We start from the raw sequence: 24,997 nt of genomic DNA, 5'->3' as shown, positions 1-24,997 counted from the left end.
TTGAGGGTAGCCGCGCTACGCCAGCCGGGTGATTTCCACGACCACGTCGAGGTCAGTCGAACCCTCGCCGGAGTAAATGCCTTTCAGCGGCGAGACATCCGAATAGTCGCGGCCCACACCGACACTCACATACTGCTCGTTGATATCGGTGTCATTGGTGGGGTCATAGTGCCACCAGCCTCCCGTCCACGCCTGAATCCAGGCGTGGCTCTGGCCGTCGATCGTGTCGCCGATGGGCGCCTTGCGTTTCGGATGCAGATACCCCGACACGTAGCGGGCCGGAATTCCCATGCTGCGCAACAAGATCAGGGTGAGGTGGGCGAAGTCCTGGCAGACACCCTTGCCTTCGCGCAGCGCGTCGAGCCCTGAAGAGTGCACACCGGTAGTGCCCGCGACGTAGTCGAGTTCGCTGCGCACCCAGTTAGCCGCGGCGACAACGGCTTCGAACGGGTCGTGTTCCTTGGCGATCTTGCGGCCCACCCGCGCGATGCGCTTGCTGACCGGCGTGTAATGCGTGGGGCTGAGGACCTCGTCGAAGCCGTCGATCACCGCTTCGGAGGTCAGGTCGTCCCAGCTGACCTTCTCATCGGGAAACTCGCCCTTGTCGGTCTCGACGACCGACGACGAGGTGACCTCCAATTCGGTATGCGGCGCATGTAGATCGAAGGCGGTCACCGCGGTGCCCCAGTAGTCGACGTAGCGGTACGAACGTGTCGGGGGAACGGTTTCAACACGGTTGAGGATGACGTTCTGACGCGAGTCCGACCGCGGTGTCAGGCGCGCCTCGTTGAACGACGCCGTCACCGGAGACTTGTACGCATAACCGGTTGAGTGCACGACCCGCATGCGCCACATCTCAAATTTCGCCTTCCTCGATCACCACCGCGTCGTGACGCCCGGCATCCGTCCACGCGACCCACGGCGCGGAGTGGAAATACTCCAGCGCCAACGCTTCTCCGACCTCGCGGCAGGTCGTCTGCAGGCTAGCGAGCCGCTGCTCGAGCGACTCCAATAGGGCTCCGGGCCGCAGAAACTCCAACTCGCTGCGCGCACGGCCGAGCAGCCGTTGCGCCTCGTCGGTGGCACCCACCCGGTTGTGGGGGCGGTGGTGTAGTTCGTCGAGGCTGTGCTCGGCCAGCCGCAGCGAATAGAACACCGATCGCGGGAAAAGCCGGTCCAGCAGCATGAATTCGACGACGCGGGCGGCGTCGAGCACACCTCGGTAGGTACGCAGATAGGTGTCGTGGGCGCCCGCTGACCGCAGCACCGTCACCCACGCGGGCGAGGATGCGCTGTCACCGACGCGGGACAGCAACAGCCGCACCGTCATATCGACGCGTTCGATCGCGCGGCCCAGCACCATGAAGCGGTATCCGTCGTCGCGCGACAGCGTCGAGTCGGCCAGCCCGGCGAACATCGCCGCCCGCCGCTCGACGTAGGACAGGAACTCCGCGGGCCCAAGGCGTTTGGCGGCACGCTCCCGTTCGGCCAGGGCGTTGTAGGTGGTGTTGAGGCACTCCCAAATCTCGGTGGAGGTGACTTCGCGTGCACCCCTGGCGTTTTCACGCGCAGCCGAGACGGAGTCGACGATGGACCCGCCATGCGTGCCGCGGCTGAAGGCGACGATGTCGGTCAATGACCAGACGTCGAGCGGCTCGTCGGGTGGCGCGACGCCGAGTACCCGGAGCAGGGTGCGGGATGCCTGGTCTGGGTCGACGCTGGAATCCTCAAGCAGTTGATGGACGGTGACGTCGAGGATGCGCGCGGTGTCGTCGGCGCGCTCGACGTAGCGCCCGATCCAGTACAGCGATTCAGCGTTGCGCGCCAACATCACTGATCACCTGCTGTTGCTGTTGCTGTTGCTGTTGGCTCTGGCTGGGACCTGCCTGCTGTAGTTGCTGCGACTGGGCTTCGCCGTTCTTGCCAGCCCGCTGCCCGTTGGTTGATTTGGGCAGCTTGCGGACCACTTCGGCGGCGGCGAGCTCGCGATCGGCCACCGACGTCCGAGACGCCAACACCCACGTGTCCTTGGACCCGCCGCCCTGGCTGGAGTTGACGACCAGCGAGCCCTCCGGCAGCGCCACGCGGGTCAGGCCGCCGGGCAGCACCCAGACTTCGTCGCCGTCGTTGACCGCAAAGGGCCGCAGGTCGACGTGGCGCGGCGCGAGTTTGTGGCCGATCTGGGTCGGCACCGTCGACAGCTGCACGACGGGCTGGGCGATCCAGCCGCGCGGGTCGTTGCGGATCTTCTTGCTGATCGCGGCGAGTTCCTTCTCCGACGCCTCGGGTCCGAAGACGATGCCGTAGCCGCCGGAGCCCTCGACGGGTTTGATGACGAGTTCGCCGATCCGGTCGAGCACCTCCTCGCGTTCGTCCTCGAGCCAGCAGCGGTAGGTGTCGACGTTGGCGAGCAGCGGCTTCTCGCCGAGGTAGTACTCGATGATCGTGGGCACGTAGGTGTAGACGAGTTTGTCGTCACCGACGCCATTGCCGACAGCGCTGGAGATGACGACGTTGCCGGCCCGCGCCGCGTTGAGCACCCCGGCCACGCCGAGCACCGAGTGCGGGTTGAACTGGATGGGATCTAAGAACGTGTCGTCGATGCGGCGGTAAATGACGTCGACCTGCCGCTCCCCTTCGGTGGTGCGCATGTAGACGGTGTTGTCGCGGCAGAACAGGTCGCGGCCCTCGACCAGCTCGACCCCCATCTGCCGGGCGAGCAGGGAGTGCTCGAAGTAGGCGGAGTTGTAGACACCGGGCGTCAGCACCACGACGGTGGGATCGGCTTCGTTGGACGCGGCGGCGTTGCGCAACGCCCGCAGTAGATGCGACGAGTAGTCACCTACCGCGCGCACGCGGTGGGTGGCGAACAGGTTCGGGAAGACGCGCGCCATGGTGCGGCGGTTCTCCATGACGTAGGACACTCCCGACGGTGAGCGCAGGTTGTCCTCCAGCACGCGGAAGTTGCCCTGCGCGTCGCGCACCAGGTCGATGCCCGCGACGTGGATGCGCACGCCGTTGGGCGGGACGATGCCGGCGGCTTCCCGGTGGAAGTGTTCGCAGGAGGTGACCAGCCGCCGAGGGATGACGCCGTCGCGCAGGATCTCCTGCTCGCCGTAGATGTCGTCGAGGTACATCTCCAGCGCCTGGACGCGCTGCCGGATTCCCTTCTCCAGCCGCGACCACTCGGCCGCCGAAATCACTCGCGGCACGAGGTCCAGCGGAAACGGCCGCTCCTGACCCGACAGCGAGAACGTAATGCCCTGATCGATGAAGGCCCGGCCCAGTGCCTCGTTGCGCGCTTCCAGTTCGGAAGCGTCAGACGGGGCGAGTTCGTCGTAGATGCTCTTGTAGGGCGCGCGCACGTTGCCTTGGGCGTCGAACATCTCGTCGAAGGCCTCGGAGTAGCTGCCGAGGTCGTTGTAGCCCTCGAAGATGCCGTCGTAGCGGACGGTCCGGCGGCCGTTGGAGCGCGCGGACCTGGTGGACGCGCGCGGCGGGCGCGATTCGGCTCGCGTGCGTGGTGGACGAAGGCTCACCGTTGACATGCTGCCGCACCGGACCCGTTTGCGCAGGCCAGCGGGCTCCCAGTGTTAGCCACTTTGGGCATTTACCCGCTGCGCTGGTAATCTGAACCCTCGCTGCCCGCGCGACGGCGCGGTGAAGAGCTTCCCATCCCCATCGAGTTTTACGAAGGATCAGCGCGTGGCCAACATCAAGTCGCAGGAAAAGCGCATCAAGACCAACGAGCGCGCCCGACTGCGCAACCAAGCGGTCAAGTCATCGCTTCGCACGGCCGTGCGCTCGTTCCGGGAAGCCGCCGAGGCCGGCGACAAGGAGAAAGCCGGCGACCTGTTGGCGTCGACCAGCCGCAAGCTGGACAAGGCCGCCAGCAAGGGCGTGATCCACAAGAACCAGGCGGCGAACAAGAAGTCCGCGCTGGCGCGCGCCTTCAACAAGCTCTGATCACTCGCTGACGAGCTCGGCCACCTTCCGCACCGCCGCTTCCAGCGCGTAATCGGCGTCCGCCGCTGCTCCCTTGACGTCTGCATTGAGGGCCGCTACCAGCCGCACGGCCTTGGCGACCGATTCCCGAGACCAGCGCCGCGCCTGCTTCTGCGCCTTCTGCACGCGCCAAGGCGGCATTCCCAGCTCGGACGCCAACCGGTAGGGGTCGCCGGACAACGGCCCGACCCGGGCGATCGTATGCACCGCCTCGGCGAGCGCGTCGGCGAGCACGACGTGCGGCTCACCGCGCATCATCGCCCAGCGCAGCGCCTCGGCAGCGCCCGCGACGTCGCCCACGACGGCCTTGTCGGCGATATCGAAACCCTTCACCTCGGCTTTACCGCTGTAATACCGGCGCACGGCGGCGGCGTCGACCTGGCCGTCGGTGTCGGCGACCAGCTGCGAGCACACCGAGGCGAGCTCGCGTAGATCCGAACCGACGGCGTCGAGCACGGCGGAGACAGTGTCATCGGAGGCCTTGACCTTCAACGCGCGGAACTCGCCGCGCACGAAGTCCGCGCGTTCGGAGGCCTTGGTGATGCGGGCACAGGGATGCACCGCGGCGCCGAGCTCCGTTAAGCGACCGGCCAGCGCCTTGGCGCGCCCGCCGCCGGAGTGCACGACGACGAGCATGGTGCCTGCAGGCAGGTCTGCGGCCGCGCCCTCGATCAGAGCGACCGCGTCCTTACCCGCCTCGGCCGCGGATTCCAGCACCACCACCCGCTCGTCGGCGAACAGCGACGGGCTCAACAGCTCAGCAAGTTCGGCCGTGCTGACCTCGCCGGCGCGCATGCGGTCCACCGGCACGTCGTCGGTGCCCGCCTGCTTGCGCGCGGCGCGCAGGATGGCCGACACCGCCCGCTCGACGAGAAAATCCTCGTCCCCGAGGACCAGATGCAATCCGGGGACCGATTCGCTCATCGGCTGATCGTGTCATGCCGCGCTGACAGCCATCGCCGGCACCACCGCGACACCACGACGGCCAACGCTCCCGCCGCGACGACGCTGAGGGCGCCGGGTGCTCCTGCGGGCACGTGCACGGCTGCGCCGGGCAGGGCTGCGGCCCAGCGGGCGACGTTGATCAGCCACCACAGTTCCGGTCCGGTGAACCGGATCAGCAGGCCCGCACCCGCGGGCCACAGCACCGACAGCACGGCGGCGGCGGTCCCGATCACCGTGATCGGGGCGATCACGACCGCCACTGCGAGATTGGCCGCAACGGCGACGAGGCTGAACGTGCCCGAGATGGCCGCCACCAGAGGCGCCGTCACGAGCTGCGCGGCGACGGCGACGCTCACCGCATCGGCCAACGGCTTGGGCCAGCGCCGGTTGACCAGGTGCCGCGACCACGCCGGGGCGATGCGGACAAGCGCTGCGGTCGCCGACACCGACAATGCGAACCCGATGTCGACGGCAAGCTCGGGAGCCGCAATCATCAATGCGATGACGGTTCCGCAGAGCGCCGGAATCGCCTGTCTGCGACGGTGTGTCACGACGGCGAGCAGCGTGATGGCGGCCATCACGGCGGCGCGCAGCACACTGGCCGAGGGTTGGACCACCACCACAAACGCCACCAGCGCGACGGCGGCGAGACCGACGGCGACCCGCGGCCCGACGAACGCCGCCGTCAGCAACACCGCCCCGCAGACGATCGTGACGTTCGCTCCCGACACGGCCGTCAGATGCGTCAGCCCGGAAGTCCGGAACTGCGCGGTCGTGTCGCTCGACAGCGCAGAGGTGTCGCCGAGGACGAGAGCCGGCAGCATCGCCGCTTGATCGACCGGCAGCACGGAGCGCGCCGTGGTGGCGAATGCAGTGCGCACCGCCTGACCGGCCCGCTGAATCGGTGCCGCCTCGCCGAGCGTCGCCTTCCCGGTAGCGGAAAGCACCGCGATCGTGAGATCACGACGGGTCGGCGGCGCTATCCGCGCCGTGAATGCCGCCGGCTGGCCTGAAGCGACCGGCGAAAATCCCGACACCGACGCGAAAACCACCACACGGCCCGATATTTCGTCCGCATCGACGGCTCGCAGCGAGCCCCGAAACATCAACCTGCCGCCGCCGAGCGCACGTGGTGTCTCGTCGGGTGTCACGATGACCGCGGCCGTGGTGCCGTAGCGGTCAACGAGCGGATGATGCCGAACCTGCTCGACGCGCAGCAGCACTGCGACGGCGAAACCCACCCCTACGAGGGTCATCCCGACCACGGCCGCCGCCGTCATACGGGCTCCGCCCCGCGAACGGCGTCGGCTCCCCCACCATGCCGTTGCGCTCCCAATGGCGATACCCGTCGACAGCGTCAGCACGACACCGCTTTCGGTCCACAGAATTCCCGCTGCAGTGACGGCCCAGCTTGTCAGCGCCGCAGGCACCAGGCGAAGATCCAGGCGGGCCTCGCGTCCGTCCACCGCGCTCACACATGGACCTGGGCACGAAGCTTCTCCAGCCGTGCGGGGCCGATACCGTCGACCTCAGCGAGTTGATCAACGCTGGTGAACGATCCGTGAGCGGTGCGCCACGCAATGATGGCGGCCGCGGTCACCGGACCCACGCCCGGCAAGGCGTCGAGTTGATCTTCGGTGGCAGTGTTCAGATCAATGGAACCCTTTGCAGCCGGGCTGCTTTCGGCTGGTTCAGGCGAACCCGGGGACGCCGACGTGCTGGGTTCTGCCGCAACTGAACTGCCCATGGTCGTCGGTTCCCCTGGCGCCGCGGCAATGCCGACGATGATCTGTTCGCCGTCGGAGACGCGGCGCGCCATGTTCAGGCCGATGAGATCTGCGCCGTCGAGGGCACCGCCCGCTGCGGCGAGCGCGTCGGCGGTCCGTGCGCCAGAAGACAGCGTGACAAGGCCGGGCTTGTGCACGAGGCCGACGACGCTGACGATGACCGGCCCGTGCGGCGCGGGTGCTCCCGGCGTCGGTGCTGTCGTCGAAACCATTTCCACGGGAGGCAATTTGGCCGACGCCACCGGAGGGGTCTTGTCGCGGAACAGCGCGAACACGGTGACCAGCACGGCCACCACCCCGATGGCGCCCAGGGCGATAACCCCCGCGCGGCCCGGGTCGGCGCGCACCGCGGCCAGCCATCCTGGCGTGTCACCGGAAGCGGTGTCGGGCAGCCAGCGAGACAAGGCGGCATCGGACGCAGCGCCGTCGTCGTTTGCGTCGGCCTCGACTTCGGCCTCTCCGACGAGCCTGCGGTGGAGCCGTTCGGCAGCCAGTTCGGTACCCATGCGCCCGACGCTAAGCCGGACACCGGACGCGTTTCCGCGATCGGGTCCGGATGCGGCACCGCCTGTGGATTAATTCGGCACTGTTGATAATCCTGTGGTGGGCTCAAGAGCCGTGACACGAGAGAGGCCTAGGACATGCGCAGACCCCTTCGGGTGATCCAGTGGACGACGGGAAACATCGGCAAACGCTCGCTGCACGCCATCATCGGCAGACCCGACATGGAACTGGTGGGCGTCTACGCGCACGGCGCCGACAAAGTCGGTGTTGACGCCGCCGAGTTGGCCGGCTGGCCCGAAGCCACTGGTGTCATGGCCACCAATGACATCGAGGCACTGATTGCGCTCGAACCCGACGCGTGCTGCTACAACCCGCTGTGGCCCAACATCGACGAGCTGACCCGCCTGCTGGAGTCCGGTATCAACGTCTGCTCGAGCGCAGCCTGGATCACCGGCGGCAAGCAGTCTCCTGAGGACCTGCACCGCATCCGGAAGGCCTGCGAGAAGGGCAATTCGACGATTTTCGGCAGCGGCGCGCATCCGGGTATGACGAACATGGTCGGCATGGTGCTCAGCGGGGCGTGTGAGCGCGTCGACGAAATTCGGATCACCGAGTCGGTCGACTGTTCGACCTACGCGTCGGCGGGCACCCAGACCGCGATGGGTTTCTCGCAGCATCCGGACACTCCCGGCCTCGCCGAGAGCGTGCGACGCGAGAGTGAGGTCTTCGCTGAGTCGGCGGCGATGATGGCCGACGCGATCGGGGCGAAGCTCGACCGGATGACGTTCGACGTCACGTTCACCGCCGCTACCGGCGACTCGGACCTCGGGTTCATGCAGATTCCGAAGGGCACGGTCGGCGGGGTGATGGGCTACCACCGCGGTTGGGTCGGCGACAAGAACGTCGTGAGTGTGGGGTTCAACTGGATCATGGGTGACCATGTGACGCCGCCCAAGCCGCTTGAGCACGGGCACGTCATTCAGGTGTTCGGACTGCCCAACATGCGCACCGTGCTGCATTGCCTGCCGCCGAAGGATTGGACCGAGCCCGGTTTCATGGGTCTTGGCATGATCTACACGGCCCTGCCGGTCACCAACGCCGTGCCCGCCGTCGTCGCGGCACCACCGGGGATCGTCACGCTTAAAGACCTTCCGCCAGTGACCGGCCGCGCGGCGGTCTGACGACACCGACTGGTGTGGCGTGCAGGGTCACATCCGACGCGCGAGACGCTGCGTTCCCGGGCCATCGAGATCCCGCAGCGCGTCACGTCGGCCCGCCATCGCCATCAACAGCGCCTCCCCCGTGCCGCGCACCTCCGGGCCCTTACCGCGCGACCAGTCGATGTCGGTGGCCGTGAGGTGAAGTCCGCGGCTCATCACGGCTCCGAGCAGACGCGGCGCGAACAAGGTGAATTCGAGGGCGACCCGTAGCCGGGCGGGATCGATGGTGCGCGGTATGCCGAGCGGCCGCCGGATGTCCTGCTGATGGATCATTCCGTCGGTCAAGGCGATCCTGCCGCCGAAGCCGGCGGTGAGCCCCTGCGGCTCGACGTATCGGCGCATCAACTCCGTGAGTTCTTCGGGCGGGGTGTCGGCGTACTCGGCGACGCCGACGGCGTTGGCGCCACCGCGCGTGACCAGTCCCTTAGCCATGCGCCGCAGGAGTTGGGTGCGGGTCAGCGGGTCGAAGCCGATGACATGGGCGACGACGTCGCGAACACGCCACTTGTCGCACAGCGACGGGCTTTCCCACTGCTCGCGTGTCAGGCTGTCCAGCAGCGCGACGAACTCTTCACGTTCGTCGCGAGCCATCGCCATCGTGTCCGCAGACACATCCGCGAGTCTGCGCCGACGCCGCTGCGCCGTCAATCCTTGGAAACGCACACGCCGATCGCGCCCCCGCCGACGTGCACGGCCAGCACCGGGCCCATCTCCGAGACGGCGGGCGGAGCGATCTGGGGCAGTCGGACACTCAATTCCTTGGCGATGTCGTCGGCGGCCTCCGGATTGTCGACGTGGTGCACTGCGATCCTCGCCGAGTCGTCCCCAACCGCCTCGGCGACCTGGTCGATCATCGCCGCGTGGGCCTTGGTCGCCGTGCGGATCCGCTGACCCAACACCAGCCTGCCGTCGACGTCGAGGCACAACAGCGGCTTCAACGACAGCGCGGAGCCCAGCAGCGACGCGCCCCTGCTGATCCGGCCGCTGCGTCGCAGATTGTCCAGCCGGTGCACGACAATGAAAGCGCACCCGCGCGGCACAGCCGAACGCGCGGCGGCCTCAACGGCATTGAGATCCGCACCCGACGCGGCCTCTCGCGCCGCAGCCAACGCGACGAATCCAACACCCATCGCGGCCGAACGTGAATTGACCACGCGCACAGCAGGACCGAATTCACGCGCTGTCGACACCGCCGAACTGTACGTGCTCGACAGCGCGGCCGAAATATGCACGGCGACCACGCCGTCCCCGTCACTTCGCTGCAGCGCCGCATGATAGGCGTCGGCGAGTTCTACCGGTGTCGCGCCGGCGGTGGTGGCGTGACGCTGGTGGACGTCGGCAGGGACGTCGTCGATGCCGTCCCGGAAATCCCTGCCGTCCAACAGGATATGCAGCGGAACCTGACGGATGCCGTACCTCTCCGTGTCCTCGGGCGGCAGGAGGGCTGACGAGTCGGTGACCACGACGACGGCCATGGCTACGGAGCATCCCGTTCAGCGACTCCGGCTTCCTGCAGACCCTTGAGCATCAGTTCGGCGACGGCCTGATGGGCCTCGAAGTTCCAGTGGATACCGTCGGGATTGCCCCTGCCACTCATGATGTGCTCGGCCACAGCGGCTTTCAGGTCGACCAGCGGGACATGGTGTTGTTCGGCCCACGCGGTGATGGCCTTAACGGTGCCCGGCCTGCCATGATGCGCCTTGCCGTAGGTCTCGGCGATGTGCACCGACGGCAGCGACGCGACGATGGGGATGCCGGGCCGGTTGAAATCGATGGCGTTGCGCGTCATCTCGAGATATTCGACGGAAACGTGCGGGGGTAACGCTGCGCGCGCGACGGGAGAGAGCCTCGGCTGCACCCAGCCGTAGCCGTCACGTACCCAGCGGCGCAGCCACGATGGGCGCACGTATCGGATCAGTTCACGCAGCGCCGTCGGCAACGGTGAGGGCAGGGAATCCATTCCGCCGGTGGCGAAGATGACAGCACCAGCGCGCGGCAACGCCGCCCACGCACGCGGATCCTGTGTTGCGGCCCACCAGACGTCGCGGCAGGTCCAGCCGATCCTCCCGATCAGCTCGAGATCCCAACCGAGATATGTGGCAACGATATTCGGCCAGATCCGCGGATCGTCGGCCGGAAGTCCCCCGGTCGGCCCGTAGTAGGCGAGCGAGTCACAGAAGACGAGCAGGGTGAGCCGGTCAGAGGACATCGTTGGCGACCTGTGCCGAGGCGTTCCACACATCCAACCGCCAGCGGATCTCGTCGAATCCGGCGTCGTCGTCGGAGAATCCCGACAGCTGCACCCAGCTGGCGTTCCCCATGCCGCCGAGCGCGGGCCAGTTGTCCACGGGCAGCTTCAACAACGCGGCGGTGACCGCGGCGATCAGCCCGCCGTGCGCCACCAGCACCACGGGTCGTTCGGGTTCGTCTGTCCCCCATTCGGTTTGGCTGCTCACCAGCTCGCTGATCAACGGCATACCGCGTGCGGCCACATCGACCCGGCTCTCCCCGCCGTGGGGAGCCCACGTCGCGTCGTCGCGCCAGGCCAGCCGCGCGCCCGGGGCCGCGGTGTCGACTTCGATGTGCGTCATGCCCTGCCAGTCGCCCAGGTGGGTTTCGCGTAGCCGTTCGTCGATCCCGACGGGGACGCCCGACCGCTCCCCGAGTGCCATCGCCGTGTCGAGGGCGCGACGCAGATCGGACGAGACGATCAGCAGCGGTTGCCGTTTGGCGAGCACTTCGGCCGCTGCGACGGCCTGGTCGCGACCCAGATCGCTCAACTCGGTGTCGAGTTGACCCTGCATGCGGTTGCCGGCGTTGTACTCGGTCTGGCCGTGCCGCAGCATCACCAGCCGACGGACCGTCACGGCCCCGCCTCCAGATCCATCGCCACGGTCGGGCAGTCCCGCCAAAGCCGGTCCAACGCATAGAAGTTGCGCTCATCCTGATGCTGGATGTGCACGACGATGTCGACGAAGTCCAGCAGGGTCCACCGTCCTTCGCGGGCCCCCTCCCGACGCGCGGGTTTGTGTCCGGCCAGCCGCATCTTCTCCTCGACCTCGTCGACGATGGCGTTGACCTGACGCTCGTTGGACGCCGACGCGATGACGAAGCAGTCGGTGATCACTAGCTGGCCCGACACATCGATGACGACGACGTCGTCGGCGAGCTTGGAGGAGGCTGCACGCGCGGCAATGGTGGCCATCTCGATGGCCTCTTCGGACGCGGTCACCGCGGCTGCTCCTGTGTGGCGAGGGCGGCCGACCGGTACAGGCCGCGCTTGGACACGTACTGCACGACCCCGTCGGGCACGAGATACCAGATGGGCCGGTTCTCCTGAGCCCGCCTGCGACAGTCGGTCGACGAGATCGCCAGCGCGGGGACCTCGACCAGGTTCAGCGCATCGTCGGGCATCTCGGCGAACGCCCTCTCGATGTGCTTGCCGTCGAGTTCGTAGCCGGGCCGGCTCACGCCGACGAACTTGGCGAGAGAGAACATCTCTTCCCAGTCCTGCCAGCTGAGGATCGTCGCGAGCGCGTCGGCACCGGTGATGAAGTAGAGGTCCGCGTCCGGGTTGAGCGCCCGAAGATCGCGCAGAGTGTCGCGGGTGTAGGTGGGTCCGCCGCGGTCGATGTCCACCCGGCTCACCGAGAACCGCGGGTTGGAGGCGGTCGCGATGACGGTCATCAGATAGCGGTCCTCGGCGGGGGTGACATCGCGCTCCTTCTGCCACGGCTGGCCGGTGGGCACGAACACCACTTCGGTCAGATCGAACAGGTCGGCAACCTCGCTGGCGGCGACCAGGTGCCCGTTGTGGACGGGATCGAATGTCCCGCCCATCACTCCGAGCCTGCGTCGAGATGCCACGTTTAGGCAGCTTACGGCAGCGGTCGTGGCCGTCTAGACGGCCGAGAGCCGATGCGCCCCCAGCGGCTCGGACACCTCGAACCAGGCGCGGTCGGCCCGGTAGACGTCGCGGCCGTACTCGACACGCCGGCCGGTGCTGTCGTCGGTGCGCCGGGTGAGCAGGTTGCCCGCCTGGGGCGTGGTGGGTGGGGCGCGGCCGCGGGCGGGCGTTGGGCTAGACCGGCAGTAGCGCGTCGATGACGCTGGCCAGCTGTTTGGCCGAGCGGCACTCGTGCATCGTGATGACTTCCTCATACCGCGGTACCGCCGAGTCACCGCTGCCCCACAGATGACGGGGCTCGGGGTTGAGCCAGTGTGCGTGCCTGCTCGCATTGACCATATGCGCCAGCAGGTCGAGCTCGGGGTTGCGGTAGTTGTTGCGGCCGTCGCCGAGCACCAGCAGCGAGCTGCGCGGCGACAGCACGTTCGGGTACTTGTCGAGGAACGAAACGAACGCATGTCCGTAGTCGGAGTGGCCGTCGCGGGTGTACACACCGGCTTCCCGAGTGATGCGCTGCACGGCCACCGCGAGGTCGGCATCTGGGCCGAACAGCTCGGTGACCTCATCGGTGGTGTCGATGAACGCGAAGACGCGAACACGCGAAAACTGTTGCCGCAACGCGTGAACCAGCAGCAGCGTGAAGTGGCTGAACCCGGCGACCGACCCCGACACGTCGCACAGCACCACCAGCTCAGGACGCGCCGGATGCGGCTTTTTCAAAACGACATCGATCGGCACCCCGCCGGTGGACATTGATTTGCGAAGCGTCTTGCGCAGATCGATCTCGCCCGCCCGCGACCGCCGCCGGCGTGCGGCCAGCCGCGTCGCCAAGGTGCGCGCCAGGGGTGCCACCACGCGGCGCATCTGACGCAGCTGTTCGCCTGAGGCGCGCAGGAATTCGACGTTCTCGGCCAGCTGCGGCACCCCGTACATCTGCACGTGATCGCGGCCCAGCTGTTCGGCCGTGCGCCGCTTCGTCTCGCCCTCGACCATCTTGCGCAGCTGCGCTATGCGTTGGGCTGCAAGGGCTTTGGCGATCTGCTCCTGGGTGGGTGTCGGCTCGTCACCGTAGGGCGCCAGCAGCCCAGCCAACAACCTGCCCTCCAAGTCGTCGAGGTTCATCGCCTTGAGCGCCTGATACGACGAATACGACGGTCCGCGGCTGGAGTTGTACCGGCCGTAGGCCTCGACGATCTGCGCGATCATCGCGGCCAGCCGCTCGTCCATGCTGGCCAGCTCTTCGTTGTTCGACAGCAGGTCGAGCAGCATCTGCCGCATCGCCTCGACATCCTCGGGAGGCAGCCCATCCTCCGTGCTGTCCTCGTCGACCGCGGTCTTGGCGCCCAGCGCCGCAGGGAAGTACAGGTCGAACATCGCGTCGTAGGTGTCGCGGTGGTCGGCTCGGCGCAGCACCGCGCACGCGATGCCTTCCCGCAGCGCCTCGCGGTCGGCGAGACCGAGCACGCTCATCACCCGCCCGGCGTCCACCGTCTCCGACGGGCCCACCGCGATGCCCTGCTTGCGAAGGGCTTCGACGAACTCCACGAGATGGCCCGGGATGCCGTGGGGTGCCAGCGGCTGCGGCGGACGGGTGCGACGGACGGCCATCAGTGCTCTCCTAGTTGAGCCGCAGCTCGCCGCTCGCCTTGATCTGATCGGACTGATGCTTGAGCACCACACCGAGTGTGGCGGCGATCAGCTCATCGTCGATGGTGTCGAGGCCCAGGGCCAGCACCGTGCGCCCCCAGTCGATGGTCTCGGCCACCGACGGCAGCTTCTTCAGCTGCATGCCGCGCAGCACCCCAATGATGCGCACCAGCTCCTCGGCCAAGTGTTCGGGCAGTTCAGGCACGCGGGACAACAGGATGCGGCGTTCCAGGTCCGGGTCGGGAAAGTCGATGTGCAGGAACAGGCACCGGCGTTTCAGCGCCTCGGACAGCTCGCGGGTGGCGTTCGACGTCAGCAGCACGAACGGTGCGCGTTCGGCACTGATCGTGCCGAGTTCGGGCACGGTGACCGCGAAGTCGGACAACACCTCCAGCAGCAGGCCCTCTATTTCGATGTCGGCCTTGTCGGTCTCGTCGATCAGGAGCACGGTGGGCTCGGTTCGCTTGATCGCTGTCAGCAACGGCCGGGTGAGAAGAAATTCCTCGGAGAACACATCGGTTTTCGTCTGCTCCCAGTCGCCGTGGCCCGCCTGGATGCGCAGGATCTGCTTGGCGTGGTTCCACTCGTAGAGGGCGCGGGCCTCGTCGACGCCTTCATAGCACTGCAGTCGCACCAGCCCCGACCCGGTGGCCTGCGCCACCGCGCGGGCCAGTTCCGTCTTGCCGACGCCGGCGGGACCCTCGACCAGCAACGGCTTGCCCAGCCGGTCGGCCAGGAATACCGCTGTGGCGGTTGCGGTGTCGGGCAGATAGCCGGTCTCGGCCAGCCGCCGCGCGACATCGTCGATGTCGGCGAACAGCGGCGCTGGGCGTGCGGGGACGCTCACGTAGTACTCCTAGCTAGGCCGGGCGGGTGTGGCCATCTCCCCACACAATCCACTTGGTCGAGGTCAATTCGGGTAAGCCCATGGGTCCGCGGGCGTGCAACTTCTGGGTGGAGATGCCGATCTCGGCGCCGAAGCCGAACTGTTCACCGTCGGTGAAGGCCGTCGACGCGTTGACCATCACGGCCGCGGCATCGACGCGATCTGTGAATCGTTGTGCCGCGGCGAGATCCGTCGCGACGATGGCCTCGGTGTGCCCGCTGCCGTAATCGTTGATGTGGGTGATCGCGGCGTCGAGCCCGTCGACCACCGCCAGCGCGATATCCATCGACAGGAACTCGGCGCGTAGTTCGTCCTCGGACGGGTCGGCGTGCACCGTCACACCCGAATCCTGAAGGGCGCGCGTCAGCCGCGGCACCGCGCGCTCGGCGATGGCCGCGTCGATCAGCACCGACTCGGCCGCGTTGCAGACGCTGGGCCGTCGCGTCTTGGCGTTGAGCAGGATGCGCTCGGCCACATCAAGGTCGGCCGACTCATGAACGTAGACATGGCAATTGCCGACGCCGGTTTCGATGGTGGGCACCCGCGCGTCGCGGACCACCGCGTCGATCAGACCAGCGCCCCCGCGCGGGATGACGAGGTCGACGAGGCCGCGGGCCTGGATCAGATGGGTGACGCTGGCGCGGTCCTCGCTGGGCAACAGCTGCACGGTGTCGGGATTGCGGTTCTCGATCTGCAATGCATCCCGCAGCGCTGTGACCAGGGCCTGGTTCGACCGCGCCGCCGACGAGCTGCCGCGCAGCAGCACGGCGCTGCCGGCCTTCAGCGTCAGGCCGAACGCGTCGACCGTGACGTTGGGCCTGCCTTCGTAGACCATTCCGATCACGCCCATCGGAACACGCTGCTGACGCAGCTGCAGGCCGTTGGGCAGTGTCTGACCGCGCAGGATCTCGCCGACCGGATCGGGCAGACCGGCGACCTGGCGCAGGCCCGCGGCGATGCCGTCGATGCGCTGCGGGTTGAGCGCTAGGCGGTCCAGCATCGCCTCGGGTGTGCCCGCGGCCCGGGCGGCCGCCAGATCCTCTTTGTTCGCCTCGAGTACTGCAGCGGCCTCGCGCAACACATTGTCGGCGGCGGCGTGCAATGCGCAATTCTTGGCTGCCGTGCTCAGCGTCGCCAGCTCGCGGGCCGCGATCCTGGCCCGGCGCGCAGCGTCGTGCACCTGCTGACGCAAGCCAGGCGTCGACGGTGCTTGCAAACTCATTAAGCCAGCGTATCGAACGTGAATACCGCGCTCGCCGCCGCGCTGGTCTAACTTCTACCAATATGGCAGCGCAGGTATGCGTGGTGGGCAGCGTCAACATGGACCACGTCTTCTCCGTCGATTCGCTGCCGCGCCCCGGTGAGACGGTCATGGCGTCGTCGGTGCGGCCGCTGCCCGGCGGCAAGGGCGGCAATCAGGCGGTCGCGGCAGCGCGGGCAGGAGCAGGCGTCCAGCTGGTCGCCGCCCTCGGTGACGATGCGGCGGGCGACCAGCTGCGCGCCCATCTGCAGGCCAACGGCGTCGGCCTCGACGGCGTCGTCGAGGTGCCCGGGCCCAGCGGGACCGCAGTGATCGCGGTCGACTCCGCGGGCGAGAACACCATCGTCGTCGCGCCCGGCGCCAACGCGCGGCTGACCGTCGCGTCGAGTAAAGCCGAGGCCGTCATCTCCGACAGCGACGTGCTGCTCTTGCAGTTGGAGATTCCCGTGCCGACCGCTGTCGATGCCGCACGGGTGGCACGCGCGGCGGGCTCGGTGGTCGTCGTCAACGCCTCGCCCGCTGGGGCCAAACCTCATGACCTCATCGCGCTGGCCCAGCTGGCCGACGTCGTCGTCGTCAACGAGGCCGAGGCCCGCGAATGGCATTGGCCGGTAACGCATCTGGTGATCACGCGGGGCGGACGCGGGGCGAGTTACCTCGGTCAGGACGAAAGGTTCGACGTCCCCGCACCCACCGTCCGTGCCGTGGATACCACCGGCGCAGGCGACGTGTTCGCAGGCGTGCTTGCCGCCGAGTGGTTGGCCGGACACGAGGAGGCCTTGCGACGCGCCTGTACCGCCGGTGCGCTGGCCACCACGGTGGCCGGCGCGGGTGACTGCGCGCCGTCTGCCGAGCAGATTGACGCCGCAGTCGCCACCCGGTAGGCGTAATGGCCATGTCGACACCCGAAACCGGTCCGCGCCCACCCGACGGCGATTGGCTGGGCACACGCTTCCTGTCGTTCCGGCGCGAGGGCCCGTTCGCGGTGTGCACGCTGGACCGGCCCGAGGCGCGCAATGCGATGACCCCGGCGATGTATTTCGGCATCAAGTACGCCGTCGGCCATGTCGAGGCGGACCCGAATCTCGCCGGCCTGCTGATCACGGGTACCGGCGACGTCTTTGCCCCTGGCGGCGATCTCGGCGGCGGCGGCGACGACAACTGGCTGACGTTCGGCGCCGCGCTCGGCATGGACGTCACACCGTTCGAGAAATTGCGCCAGTCGACCAAGCCCGTGGTGTCCGCGGTCAACGGGCTGTGTCAGGGCGGCGGCCTGCAGATCGCGCTGTGCAGCGACATGGCCGTCGTCAGTGACCGCGCGACGTTCCGCGTGCCCGAACTGTTCCGCGGCATCGCCGACACGTACTTCAGCCAGATGCTGGCCCGGCTCATCGGGCCCGTGCGCACCCGCGACCTGATGCTGACCGGCCGCACCCTCAGCGCAGCCGAGGCCGAGGAGTGGGGCATGGTCTCGCGGGTGGTTCCGCACGACCAACTGATGGACACCGCTCGCGACGTGCTCGCCCAATGCTGCCGGACGGCGCCGGCGGCACGACGGGTCGTGAAGGCCAGCCTGGACAACTACATGGGCCTGTTTGACCGCATCAACATGCAGGCGAGCTACAGCGGCGAAGAGGCCATCGAAGGTTTCCGCGCCTTCAAGGAACGCCGGTCACCGAACTGGGTGCACCCCGACCTGCGGGTGGACGGCCGCATCTGAGTTCATCGCAGTTCAGCCTTCTCTGAATACAGAACCTGCTGTACTGTTTGGCTCATGCCGAGAGTCATCCACAGCGATGCGCTATCGCGGTTCGGATGCGCGCTGTCCGACCCCACCCGCGCGGAGATCTTGTTGAGATTGCGCGACGGGTACGGTTATCCGTCCGAGCTCGCCGAAGCGATCGGGGTCAGCAGGCAGATCCTGTCCAACCACCTCGCCTGTCTACGGGGTTGCGGGCTGGTCATCGCCGAAGCCGAGGGCAGGCGCAGTCGTTACCGGTTGACTGACGAACGGATCGGCCGTGCACTCGACGATCTGATCGGTCTCGTTCTGACCGTCGACCCGGCGTGCTGCCCCGCCGCCGAAGCCGACGCCTGCTGTTAGAGGAAGGTCCGGTCGTGCCCGCTGTCGCGGTGACCCTCTTCGCCGTCTTCGCCCTGCTCGGATTCTGTTGGCGCAGTTGGCTCCAATACCGCCGCACCGGATCGACGGGGTTTCGCGGTATCAGCGGCCGCGTGGGATCGGCAGAATGGTTCGCCGGTGTCGGCTTCGTCGTGGCCATGGTCGCGGCGTTCTTCGCTCCGGTTCTGCAATGGGGCGGTGTGGTGTCGCCGCTCGGGTTACTCCAGGAGACGTGGATCCAGCTGACCGGCATCGCATTAGCGGTCGTCGGCATCGCCGCGACGGTGTACGCACAGATCGACATGGGCGAGTCCTGGCGCATCGGCGTCGACCCGTCAGAGACCACAACGCTTGTCCGCCATGGCGTTTTCGGGATGGTGCGCAACCCGATCTTCACTGCGATGTTGGTCTTCGGGCTCGGCATCGCGTTGGTGACACCCAACGCGGTCGCGCTCGTCGGCTTCGCGCTTCTGGTGGCCACGATCGAGGTCCAGGTGCGTGTCGTCGAAGAGCCCTATCTCGCAACCAGACACGGCGAGGCCTACCGCGACTACGCGGCGAGCGTCGGACGCTTCGTCCCGGCCGTCGGCCGGCTCAGCCGTTGATGATCTTGTCGAGAAAAGACGGCAGCCGGCCGGCCCCGTAGTCGAAGAAGCGCCCCCATCGCGGCTGGACCGAGATGCGAGCCATCTGCGGGTAGACCCTGCGGACTTCGCGTTCGAACTCGGCCTGTTGATCGGGCTCCATGGATTTCCTCGACATCGCGATGTACTCCTCGGCGACGCCGTCGACAATCTCCACCGACGCGACGCCACGCACCAGAAGCGACTTCGCCCCGCCGGGTGAATCCCCGCTGTCAATCGCCACCGCGACGTTCGGCCTGGCCGCCAGCGCGGCGACCTTCGGCGATGTCGTCGCGGTGCAGACGACGATGCACTGCCCGTTCCAGAGAAATCCGACCGGGATCACCCGTGGGAACCCGTCGGGTCCGTTGTAGGCCAGGTGGGCCGCCGTTCGATCGAGCAACTCCTGGGCTCCCGGATGGCTGAGCTCTCGAGCCAATTCCTGTGCATCCATGCGACTATCCTTCGGGGATCTCCCGTTCGATCTCGTCGAGCCAGGTCTTGGCCGACATGTCCGAGGGAGCCCGCCAGTCACCGCGCGGCGACAGCGACCCACCGTGGGACACCTTGGGACCATTGGGTACCGCGGATCTCTTGAATTGCGCGAATGAGTAATACCGCTGCACGAACACCAGCAGCCACTGCCGGATCTCTTTCAGCGAGTACGACGGCCGCTTGTCTTCGGGGAAGCCAGGGGGCCAGTCGCCGCGCTGTGGATCACACCAGGCATGCCAGGCCAAAAATGCCACCCGGGAGGGGCGGAAGCCGAACCGCAACATCTGGAACAGCGAGAAATCCTGCAGCGCATAGGGTCCGACCTTCTGCTCGCTGCTCTGGATCTCTTCGTCCTCGCCTTGGGGCACCAGCTCCGGGCTGATCTCGGTGTCCAGCACCGACGTCAGCACCTCGTTGACGTGATCGTCGAATTGTTCCGATGACACCACCCAGCGGATCAGGTGCTGTATCAACGTCTTCGGCACACCGCCGTTGACGTTGTAGTGCGACATCTGGTCGCCTACGCCGTAGGTCGACCAACCGAGCGCGAGCTCCGACAGGTCGCCCGTGCCGAGCACGATTCCGCCGCGCTGATTGGCGATCCGGAACAGATAATCGGTGCGCAGGCCCGCTTGCACGTTTTCGAAGGTGACGTCGTAAACCTTCTCGCCACGGGAAAACGGGTGACCCATTTCGCGCAGCATCAACTCCGCGCTCGCCGTGATGTCGATCTCTTCGAACGTCACACCGAGCGCCTCGGCGAGCCGGACGGCGTTGCTCTTGGTGCGGTCGCCGGTGGCGAAGCCCGGGAGGGTGAACGCAAGAATGTCACTGCGCGGCCGCTCTTCTCGGTCCATTGCGCGCGCGGCGACGATCAGCGCGTGCGTCGAGTCGAGGCCGCCGGAGACACCGATGACGATCTTCGGGTAGTCCAGCGCACGCAGCCGTTGCTCGAGGCCGGCGACCTGGATGTTGTAGGCCTCGTAGCAGTCCTGTTCCAGCCGTGTGGGATCTGACGGGACGAAGGGGAAGCGCTCCACCTCGCGGCACAGACCGATATCGCCGTCGGGGGGATCGAGTTGAAACTCGATGCGGCGGAATGCATCTGCATCGAGCCCGTGATGGGTGGCGTTGTCGTCGAAGGTGCCCATCCGCATCCGTTCGGCGCGCAGCAGCTCCAGATCCACATCGGCGATCGACCGCCGCGGACCCTTCGGAAAGCGCTCCGACATGGCCAGCTGCACGCCGTTCTCGTAGATCATCGTCTGGCCGTCCCACGCCAGATCGGTGGTCGACTCCCCCTCTCCCGCAGCGGCATACACATACGCCGCAAGGCAGCGCGACGACGCCGACCGGGCCAGCAGACAGCGGTCCTCGGCGCGGCCGATCGTGATCGGGCTGCCCGACAGGTTCGCCAACACGGTGGCCCCGGCCAGCGCCGCTTCCGAACTCGGCGGTATCGGCACGAACATGTCTTCGCAGATCTCGACGTGCAGAACGAACCCGGACAGATCGGTCGCGGCGAACAACAGATCGGATCCGAATGGGACCTCGGCGGCGGCATCACCCCGGCCGATGCGGATGACGCCGCGCACGTCGTCACCCGCCGCCATCTGACGGCGTTCGTAGAACTCGCGATAGGTCGGCAGATACGACTTCGGCACAACGCCGAGGATTTGCCCCCGGTGAATGACGACAGCGGTGTTGTAGATCCGGTGTTGTTGGCGCAGCGGCGCGCCGATCACCAACACCGGCAGCAGGTCGGCCGATGCCTTCACAACGTCGAGCACCGCTTGTTCGACGGCGTCGAGCAGCGCGTCCTGCAACAGGATGTCCTCGATGGAGTAGCCCGACAGCGTCAACTCCGGGAACACTGCCAGCCCGACCGCGTCGTCGTGGCACTGGCGGGCCACCTCCAACACCGAATCTGCGTTGGTAGCGGGCTCAGCGATGGCGGTGTGCAGCGTGCAAGCGGCCACCCGAACGAATCCCTGACCATAGGCGGAGTAGAAGTCCATCACGCTCCAATTCTCGTCCGTCGAGTGTCAACATCCGGTGACGGGGTACCAACAGTTCGTGACTGACACCGCCGTACTGGTCATCGACATGCTCAACACCTATACCCATCCCGACGCGGAGAAGCTGAGTCCGCACGTCGAGGAGATCGTCGAACCGCTGGCCGCGCTGATCAAGAAAGCCGCGAGCAGGGACGATGTCGAGTTAATCTACGTCAACGACAACTACGGGGATTTCAGCGCGCAGTTCAGCGACCTCGTCGACTCGGCGCTGGACGGTGATCGACCCGACCTCATCAAACCGATCGTGCCGCCCGAGGGCAGCCGCAGGATGACCAAGGTGCGTCACAGCGCCTTCTATGCGACGTCGCTGGCCTACCTGCTGAACCAGCTCGAGCCCAAGCGCGTCATCCTCACCGGGCAGGTGACCGAGCAGTGCATCCTGTACACGGCGCTGGACGCCTACGTTCGCCACTTCCCCGTCGTCATCCCGCCGGACGCCGTCGCGCACATCGATCCCGAACTGCGCGACGCCGCGCTGACGATGATGAAACTCAACATGGATGCCGACATCATCTCCGCCTCGAAGTGCCTGGATTGACAGGTTGGACCACCCCGCCATCGGGTAGGCAGCGGAGGTGACGACGCGGAATCGGATCGCCGAGCCCTGGGGCGGGCGAACACCGTATGGCCGTGGACAGCAGTGGCCGACGCGAGAGGACATGTATCTCGACGGCGACATCGGCGAAGAGGATGTCGACCAGTGGGTCCAGTCGGCGTCGGTACTGCATTCCAACGGCGACGGATTGGACATCGCGGTCAAAGACGGACGCATAGTGGGGGTTCGTGGACGCGCACACGACCGCGTCAACCACGGCAGGCTCGACGCCAAGGACCTCTACGGGTGGCAGGCCAATCACGCGACCGACCGGCTGACCACACCGCTGATCCGTGTCGACGGCAGGCTGGTGGAAACCGACTGGGACACCGCGATGGATGTGATTGTGCGCCACACCAAGCAGCTGCTCGAGCAGCGCGGGCCGAGCGCCATCGGCTTCTACACGTCCGGCCAACTCTTCTGCGAGGAGTACTACACGCTGGGCGTGATCGCCCACGGCGCGATCGGCACCAACCACGTCGACGGCAACACCCGGCTGTGTACGGCGACCGCCGCTGCGGCGCTTAAGGAGTCGTTCGGCTGCGACGGCCAGCCCGGCTCGTACACCGACGTCGACCACGCCGACGTCATCGCGATGTACGGCCACAATGTCGCCGAAACTCAAACAGTGCTGTGGATGCGGATACTGGACCGGTTGGCCGGCCCCGATCCGCCCGCGCTGGTGTGCGTCGATCCGCGCGAGACACCGGTCGCCCATCACGCCACCGTGCATCTGGCGCCGTTGCCCGGCACCAATGTGGCACTCATGAACGGGCTGTTGCATGAGATCGTCCGCAACGACTGGGTGGATCACGACTACGTGTCTGCCCACGCCGTGGGCTACGACGAGCTCGCCAAGCGGGTGGACGAGTTCCCGCCCGAGCGGGTCGCTGAGATCTGCCGGATCCCCGCCGACGACATCCGTGAGGCCGCCCGGCTGATCGGCACCGCGACCGCGCTGCTGTCCACGGTGCTGCAGGGCTTCTATCAATCCAACCAAGCGACGGCAGCTGCCGTGCAAGTCAACAACATTCACATCGTGCGCGGGATGCTGGGCAAGCCCGGTTGCGGTCTGCTGCAGATGAACGGTCAGCCCACCGCCGAGAACACCCGCGAGTGCGGGGCCGACGGTGATCTGGCTGGATTTCGCAACTGGTCCAACGATTCTCATGTCACGGAGCTTTCGAAGCTGTGGAATCTTCCGACGCATCAGATCCCGCATTACGCGCCGCCGACCCATGCGATGCAGATGTTCCGGTACGCCGAGCAGGGCACGATCCGGATGCTCTGGGTGAGCGCGACCAATCCCGCCGTGTCGCTGCCCGAGCTCTCCCGCATCCGCAGTGTGCTGGCCCAGAAGCGGCTTTTCCTGGTGGTACAGGATATGTTTCACACCGAGACGACGGCACTTGCCGACGTGGTGCTGCCCGCTGCGGGGTGGGCCGAGAAAACCGGCACGTTCACCAACGCCGACCGGACAGTGCACCTTTCGGAAAAGGCCGTCGACCCGCCCGGCCAGGCCCGCGCCGACCTCGACATCTTTCTCGACTTCGCGCGGCGCATGGACTTCCGCGACCAGGACGGCACGCCGCTGCCGGCGTGGAACGATCCGGAGTCGGCGTTCGAGGCCTGGAAGCAGTGCAGCGCGGGACGGCCGTGCGACTACACGGGGTTGAGCTATGCGAAGCTGCGCGGGTCCGGCGGCGTTCAATGGCCGTGCAACGACGAGCATCTCGACGGCACCGAACGTCTTTACACCGACGGCACGTTTTGGGCGGCGCCGGAGTACTGCGAGTCATACGGCCGCGACCTCGTCACCGGAGCGCCGCTGGAGCCCACCGAATATCGCGCGTTGAACCCCGACGGCAAGGCCATCCTCAAGGCCGCCGAGTACCTGCCGCCGCATGAAAAGCCGAGTCAGGATTATCCTCTGGTGCTCGTCACCGGCCGCACGCTGTATCAGTTCCATACCCGCACCAAGACTGGCCGCGCACCGCAGCTGCGTGACGCCGCACCCGAGCCATGGGTGGAGGTGTCGGCCGCTGACGCCAAGCGGCTGCGCATCGCCGAGGGCGACATGGTCGAAGTCGCCACACCGCGCGGTTCAGTGGTGGCGGCGTGCCGGGTCAGCGGGATCCGCGACGGCGTGGTCTTCGTGCCGTTCCACTACGGCTACTGGGACGATCCCGACGGTCATCACCGCGCCGCCAACGAACTGACTCTGACCGATTGGGACCCGGCGTCCAAGCAACCGATTTTCAAGACCGCCGCCGCTACGGTGCAGCGGGTAGCAAGCGGTATCTCGTCGGCTCCCGCGCCAACGACTGCGGGTTCGGCGCCGGTCGACGGGCATGTCCCCCGCACCACCGGCGGACGGGCGGCCGAGGCGGTCGAAACGGTGCAAGGACGATGAAGCTCGGTCTGGCCCTGCGTGAGCTGCACCGCTCCGAGGTGCGGCTGGCCCGCAGTCTCGACGGGATCGCATCTCGCCACCACAACGACCACGGGATCTATCACGTTGCTCTCGATCTCGGCAAGTGGTCACGCGAACACGTCGCGCTGATCGCGCAGGCCGGCGAACGGTACGGCGTACGGCTGCGCAGCGACCCACGCATCGCGGCCGTTACCGAGTCGGCTCAGGCGTGGATCAGCGACCGTCTGGGCCGGCGGCCGGAGACCGGGGTCCTGCTGCTGGCCGACCTGCGGCGACTGCACCGACTAGCGGCGGGGGTATCGCTGGACTGGGAACTGCTCGCCCAGGGCGCTCAAGGCGTCAAGGACACCGAGCTGCTGGAGCTCTGCGAGCAGTGTCACCCGCAGGCGCTGCGGCAGATGCGCTGGGCGAACGCGATGCTCAAGGAACTCTCGCCGCAAGCGTTGGCGAATTAGACGTCTGCCCGCAGGACCTGATCGCCTACTCTC

26 protein-coding genes are annotated in these 24,997 nt (G+C 67.1%); 9 read left to right on the top strand and 17 right to left on the bottom strand.

Features of this window, described 5'->3' with window-relative positions; all coding sequences use genetic code 11:
• Nucleotides 1–15: 15 nt before the first annotated feature.
• From A5651_RS05570 to A5651_RS05560, 3 genes are read right to left on the bottom strand one after another with little or no spacing between them, the layout of a single operon-like run.
• Complete coding sequence (locus tag A5651_RS05570) at nt 16–855, bottom strand: transglutaminase family protein (RefSeq protein ID WP_066976483.1); 840 nt, start codon at nt 853–855, stop codon at nt 16–18.
• 1 nt (nt 856) lies between these two features.
• A complete protein-coding gene (locus A5651_RS05565) occupies nt 857–1,831 on the bottom strand; it encodes an alpha-E domain-containing protein (RefSeq protein ID WP_066976480.1) in 975 nt (324 codons plus the stop codon).
• Nucleotides 1,812–3,386, bottom strand: coding sequence for a circularly permuted type 2 ATP-grasp protein (locus A5651_RS05560; RefSeq protein WP_369803912.1), 1,575 nt, complete (start codon nt 3,384–3,386; stop codon nt 1,812–1,814). Before A5651_RS05560 ends, A5651_RS05565 begins: the two co-directional genes overlap by 20 nt.
• Nucleotides 3,387–3,705: 319 nt before the next feature.
• Between A5651_RS05560 and rpsT the strand changes: the two genes are divergently transcribed.
• The gene (gene rpsT / locus A5651_RS05555; RefSeq protein WP_066976477.1) at nt 3,706–3,966 is read left to right on the top strand and encodes a 30S ribosomal protein S20; all 261 of its coding nucleotides are present in this window, start codon (nt 3,706–3,708) and stop codon (nt 3,964–3,966) included.
• Here rpsT and holA read toward each other — a convergent pair whose 3' ends face one another.
• The 3 genes from holA to A5651_RS05540 are packed head-to-tail and all read right to left on the bottom strand — an operon-like array spanning nt 3,967 to nt 7,243.
• Nucleotides 3,967–4,929: a DNA polymerase III subunit delta gene (holA, locus tag A5651_RS05550; protein ID WP_066976475.1), complete on the bottom strand. Its 963-nt coding sequence runs from the start codon at nt 4,927–4,929 to the stop codon at nt 3,967–3,969.
• Nucleotides 4,926–6,416 (bottom strand): ComEC/Rec2 family competence protein, encoded by a 1,491-nt coding sequence (locus A5651_RS05545; RefSeq protein WP_082943604.1) that lies wholly within the window; start codon nt 6,414–6,416, stop codon nt 4,926–4,928. Before A5651_RS05545 ends, holA begins: the two co-directional genes overlap by 4 nt.
• Before the next feature lie 5 nt (nt 6,417–6,421).
• A complete protein-coding gene (locus A5651_RS05540) occupies nt 6,422–7,243 on the bottom strand; it encodes a ComEA family DNA-binding protein (protein ID WP_066976473.1) in 822 nt (273 codons plus the stop codon).
• Nucleotides 7,244–7,378: 135 nt separating this feature from the next.
• Here A5651_RS05540 and A5651_RS05535 point away from each other — a divergent pair, with 135 nt between their 5' ends.
• Nucleotides 7,379–8,422 (top strand): dihydrodipicolinate reductase, encoded by a 1,044-nt coding sequence (locus tag A5651_RS05535; protein WP_066976470.1) that lies wholly within the window; start codon nt 7,379–7,381, stop codon nt 8,420–8,422.
• Between the two features lie 27 nt (nt 8,423–8,449).
• Here the strand turns inward: A5651_RS05535 and A5651_RS05530 are convergent, their stop codons facing one another.
• The 9 genes from A5651_RS05530 to A5651_RS05490 form a co-directional block, all read right to left on the bottom strand.
• Nucleotides 8,450–9,058 carry a maleylpyruvate isomerase family mycothiol-dependent enzyme gene (locus A5651_RS05530; RefSeq protein ID WP_066976540.1) on the bottom strand — a complete coding sequence of 203 codons (609 nt, stop codon included), beginning with the start codon at nt 9,056–9,058 and terminating at the stop codon, nt 8,450–8,452.
• Between the two features lie 47 nt (nt 9,059–9,105).
• The gene (locus A5651_RS05525) at nt 9,106–9,936 is read right to left on the bottom strand and encodes a DegV family protein (RefSeq protein ID WP_066976461.1); all 831 of its coding nucleotides are present in this window, start codon (nt 9,934–9,936) and stop codon (nt 9,106–9,108) included.
• Between the two features lie 2 nt (nt 9,937–9,938).
• Nucleotides 9,939–10,670, bottom strand: coding sequence for a diglucosylglycerate octanoyltransferase (octT, locus tag A5651_RS05520; RefSeq protein ID WP_066976459.1), 732 nt, complete (start codon nt 10,668–10,670; stop codon nt 9,939–9,941).
• Nucleotides 10,660–11,328: a glucosyl-3-phosphoglycerate phosphatase gene (gene gpgP, locus A5651_RS05515; protein ID WP_066976457.1), complete on the bottom strand. Its 669-nt coding sequence runs from the start codon at nt 11,326–11,328 to the stop codon at nt 10,660–10,662. The genes octT and gpgP overlap by 11 nt, the downstream gene beginning before the upstream one ends.
• The gene (gene rsfS, locus A5651_RS05510) at nt 11,325–11,693 is read right to left on the bottom strand and encodes a ribosome silencing factor (protein WP_066976455.1); all 369 of its coding nucleotides are present in this window, start codon (nt 11,691–11,693) and stop codon (nt 11,325–11,327) included. The genes gpgP and rsfS overlap by 4 nt, the downstream gene beginning before the upstream one ends.
• Complete coding sequence (nadD, locus tag A5651_RS05505) at nt 11,690–12,328, bottom strand: nicotinate-nucleotide adenylyltransferase (RefSeq protein ID WP_082943603.1); 639 nt, start codon at nt 12,326–12,328, stop codon at nt 11,690–11,692. Before nadD ends, rsfS begins: the two co-directional genes overlap by 4 nt.
• A 214-nt stretch (nt 12,329–12,542) precedes the next feature.
• Entirely contained in the window at nt 12,543–13,976 is a 1,434-nt protein-coding gene (locus tag A5651_RS05500; protein ID WP_066976451.1) for a VWA domain-containing protein, read from the bottom strand.
• A 10-nt stretch (nt 13,977–13,986) separates the two neighbouring features.
• Nucleotides 13,987–14,862, bottom strand: coding sequence for a MoxR family ATPase (locus A5651_RS05495; protein ID WP_066976449.1), 876 nt, complete (start codon nt 14,860–14,862; stop codon nt 13,987–13,989).
• 13 nt (nt 14,863–14,875) lie between these two features.
• Nucleotides 14,876–16,123 (bottom strand): glutamate-5-semialdehyde dehydrogenase, encoded by a 1,248-nt coding sequence (locus A5651_RS05490; RefSeq protein ID WP_066976446.1) that lies wholly within the window; start codon nt 16,121–16,123, stop codon nt 14,876–14,878.
• A gap of 62 nt (nt 16,124–16,185) precedes the next feature.
• On the opposite strand from A5651_RS05490, the gene A5651_RS05485 reads away from it, so the two are divergent.
• The 4 genes from A5651_RS05485 to A5651_RS05470 are packed head-to-tail and all read left to right on the top strand — an operon-like array spanning nt 16,186 to nt 18,889.
• Complete coding sequence (locus tag A5651_RS05485) at nt 16,186–17,046, top strand: ribokinase (RefSeq protein WP_066976443.1); 861 nt, start codon at nt 16,186–16,188, stop codon at nt 17,044–17,046.
• Between the two features lie 11 nt (nt 17,047–17,057).
• Nucleotides 17,058–17,882, top strand: a complete 825-nt coding sequence (locus A5651_RS05480; RefSeq protein ID WP_066976531.1) for an enoyl-CoA hydratase/isomerase family protein — start codon at nt 17,058–17,060, stop codon at nt 17,880–17,882.
• Nucleotides 17,883–17,936: 54 nt separating this feature from the next.
• Nucleotides 17,937–18,266, top strand: a complete 330-nt coding sequence (locus A5651_RS05475) for a helix-turn-helix transcriptional regulator (protein WP_066976440.1) — start codon at nt 17,937–17,939, stop codon at nt 18,264–18,266.
• A 14-nt stretch (nt 18,267–18,280) separates the two neighbouring features.
• Nucleotides 18,281–18,889 (top strand): isoprenylcysteine carboxylmethyltransferase family protein, encoded by a 609-nt coding sequence (locus A5651_RS05470; protein ID WP_066976527.1) that lies wholly within the window; start codon nt 18,281–18,283, stop codon nt 18,887–18,889.
• Here A5651_RS05470 and A5651_RS05465 read toward each other — a convergent pair.
• Together A5651_RS05465 and A5651_RS05460 are read right to left on the bottom strand one after the other, a co-directional pair.
• Nucleotides 18,879–19,361, bottom strand: a complete 483-nt coding sequence (locus tag A5651_RS05465) for a pyridoxamine 5'-phosphate oxidase family protein (protein WP_066976437.1) — start codon at nt 19,359–19,361, stop codon at nt 18,879–18,881. The two genes, A5651_RS05470 and A5651_RS05465, sit on opposite strands and share 11 nt — an antisense overlap.
• Before the next feature lie 4 nt (nt 19,362–19,365).
• Nucleotides 19,366–21,420, bottom strand: coding sequence for an NAD(+) synthase (locus A5651_RS05460; RefSeq protein ID WP_066976434.1), 2,055 nt, complete (start codon nt 21,418–21,420; stop codon nt 19,366–19,368).
• A 58-nt stretch (nt 21,421–21,478) separates the two neighbouring features.
• Here A5651_RS05460 and A5651_RS05455 point away from each other — a divergent pair, with 58 nt between their 5' ends.
• From A5651_RS05455 to A5651_RS05445, 3 genes are read left to right on the top strand one after another with little or no spacing between them, the layout of a single operon-like run.
• Nucleotides 21,479–22,018 carry a cysteine hydrolase family protein gene (locus A5651_RS05455; RefSeq protein WP_066976526.1) on the top strand — a complete coding sequence of 180 codons (540 nt, stop codon included), beginning with the start codon at nt 21,479–21,481 and terminating at the stop codon, nt 22,016–22,018.
• A 37-nt stretch (nt 22,019–22,055) separates the two neighbouring features.
• Complete coding sequence (locus A5651_RS05450) at nt 22,056–24,488, top strand: molybdopterin oxidoreductase family protein (protein WP_066976431.1); 2,433 nt, start codon at nt 22,056–22,058, stop codon at nt 24,486–24,488.
• A complete protein-coding gene (locus A5651_RS05445) occupies nt 24,485–24,964 on the top strand; it encodes a hypothetical protein (protein WP_066976428.1) in 480 nt (159 codons plus the stop codon). Before A5651_RS05450 ends, A5651_RS05445 begins: the two co-directional genes overlap by 4 nt.
• The last annotated feature ends 33 nt before the right edge of the window (nt 24,965–24,997 follow it).

The sequence above is a fragment of the Mycobacterium sp. 1274761.0 genome (genome assembly GCF_001668615.1).
In the GTDB taxonomy this organism is placed as follows: Bacteria; Actinomycetota; Actinomycetes; order Mycobacteriales; family Mycobacteriaceae; genus Mycobacterium.
The sequence above is the reverse complement of the archived record's forward strand: the minus strand, read 5'-3'. Positions and strand labels throughout refer to the sequence as shown.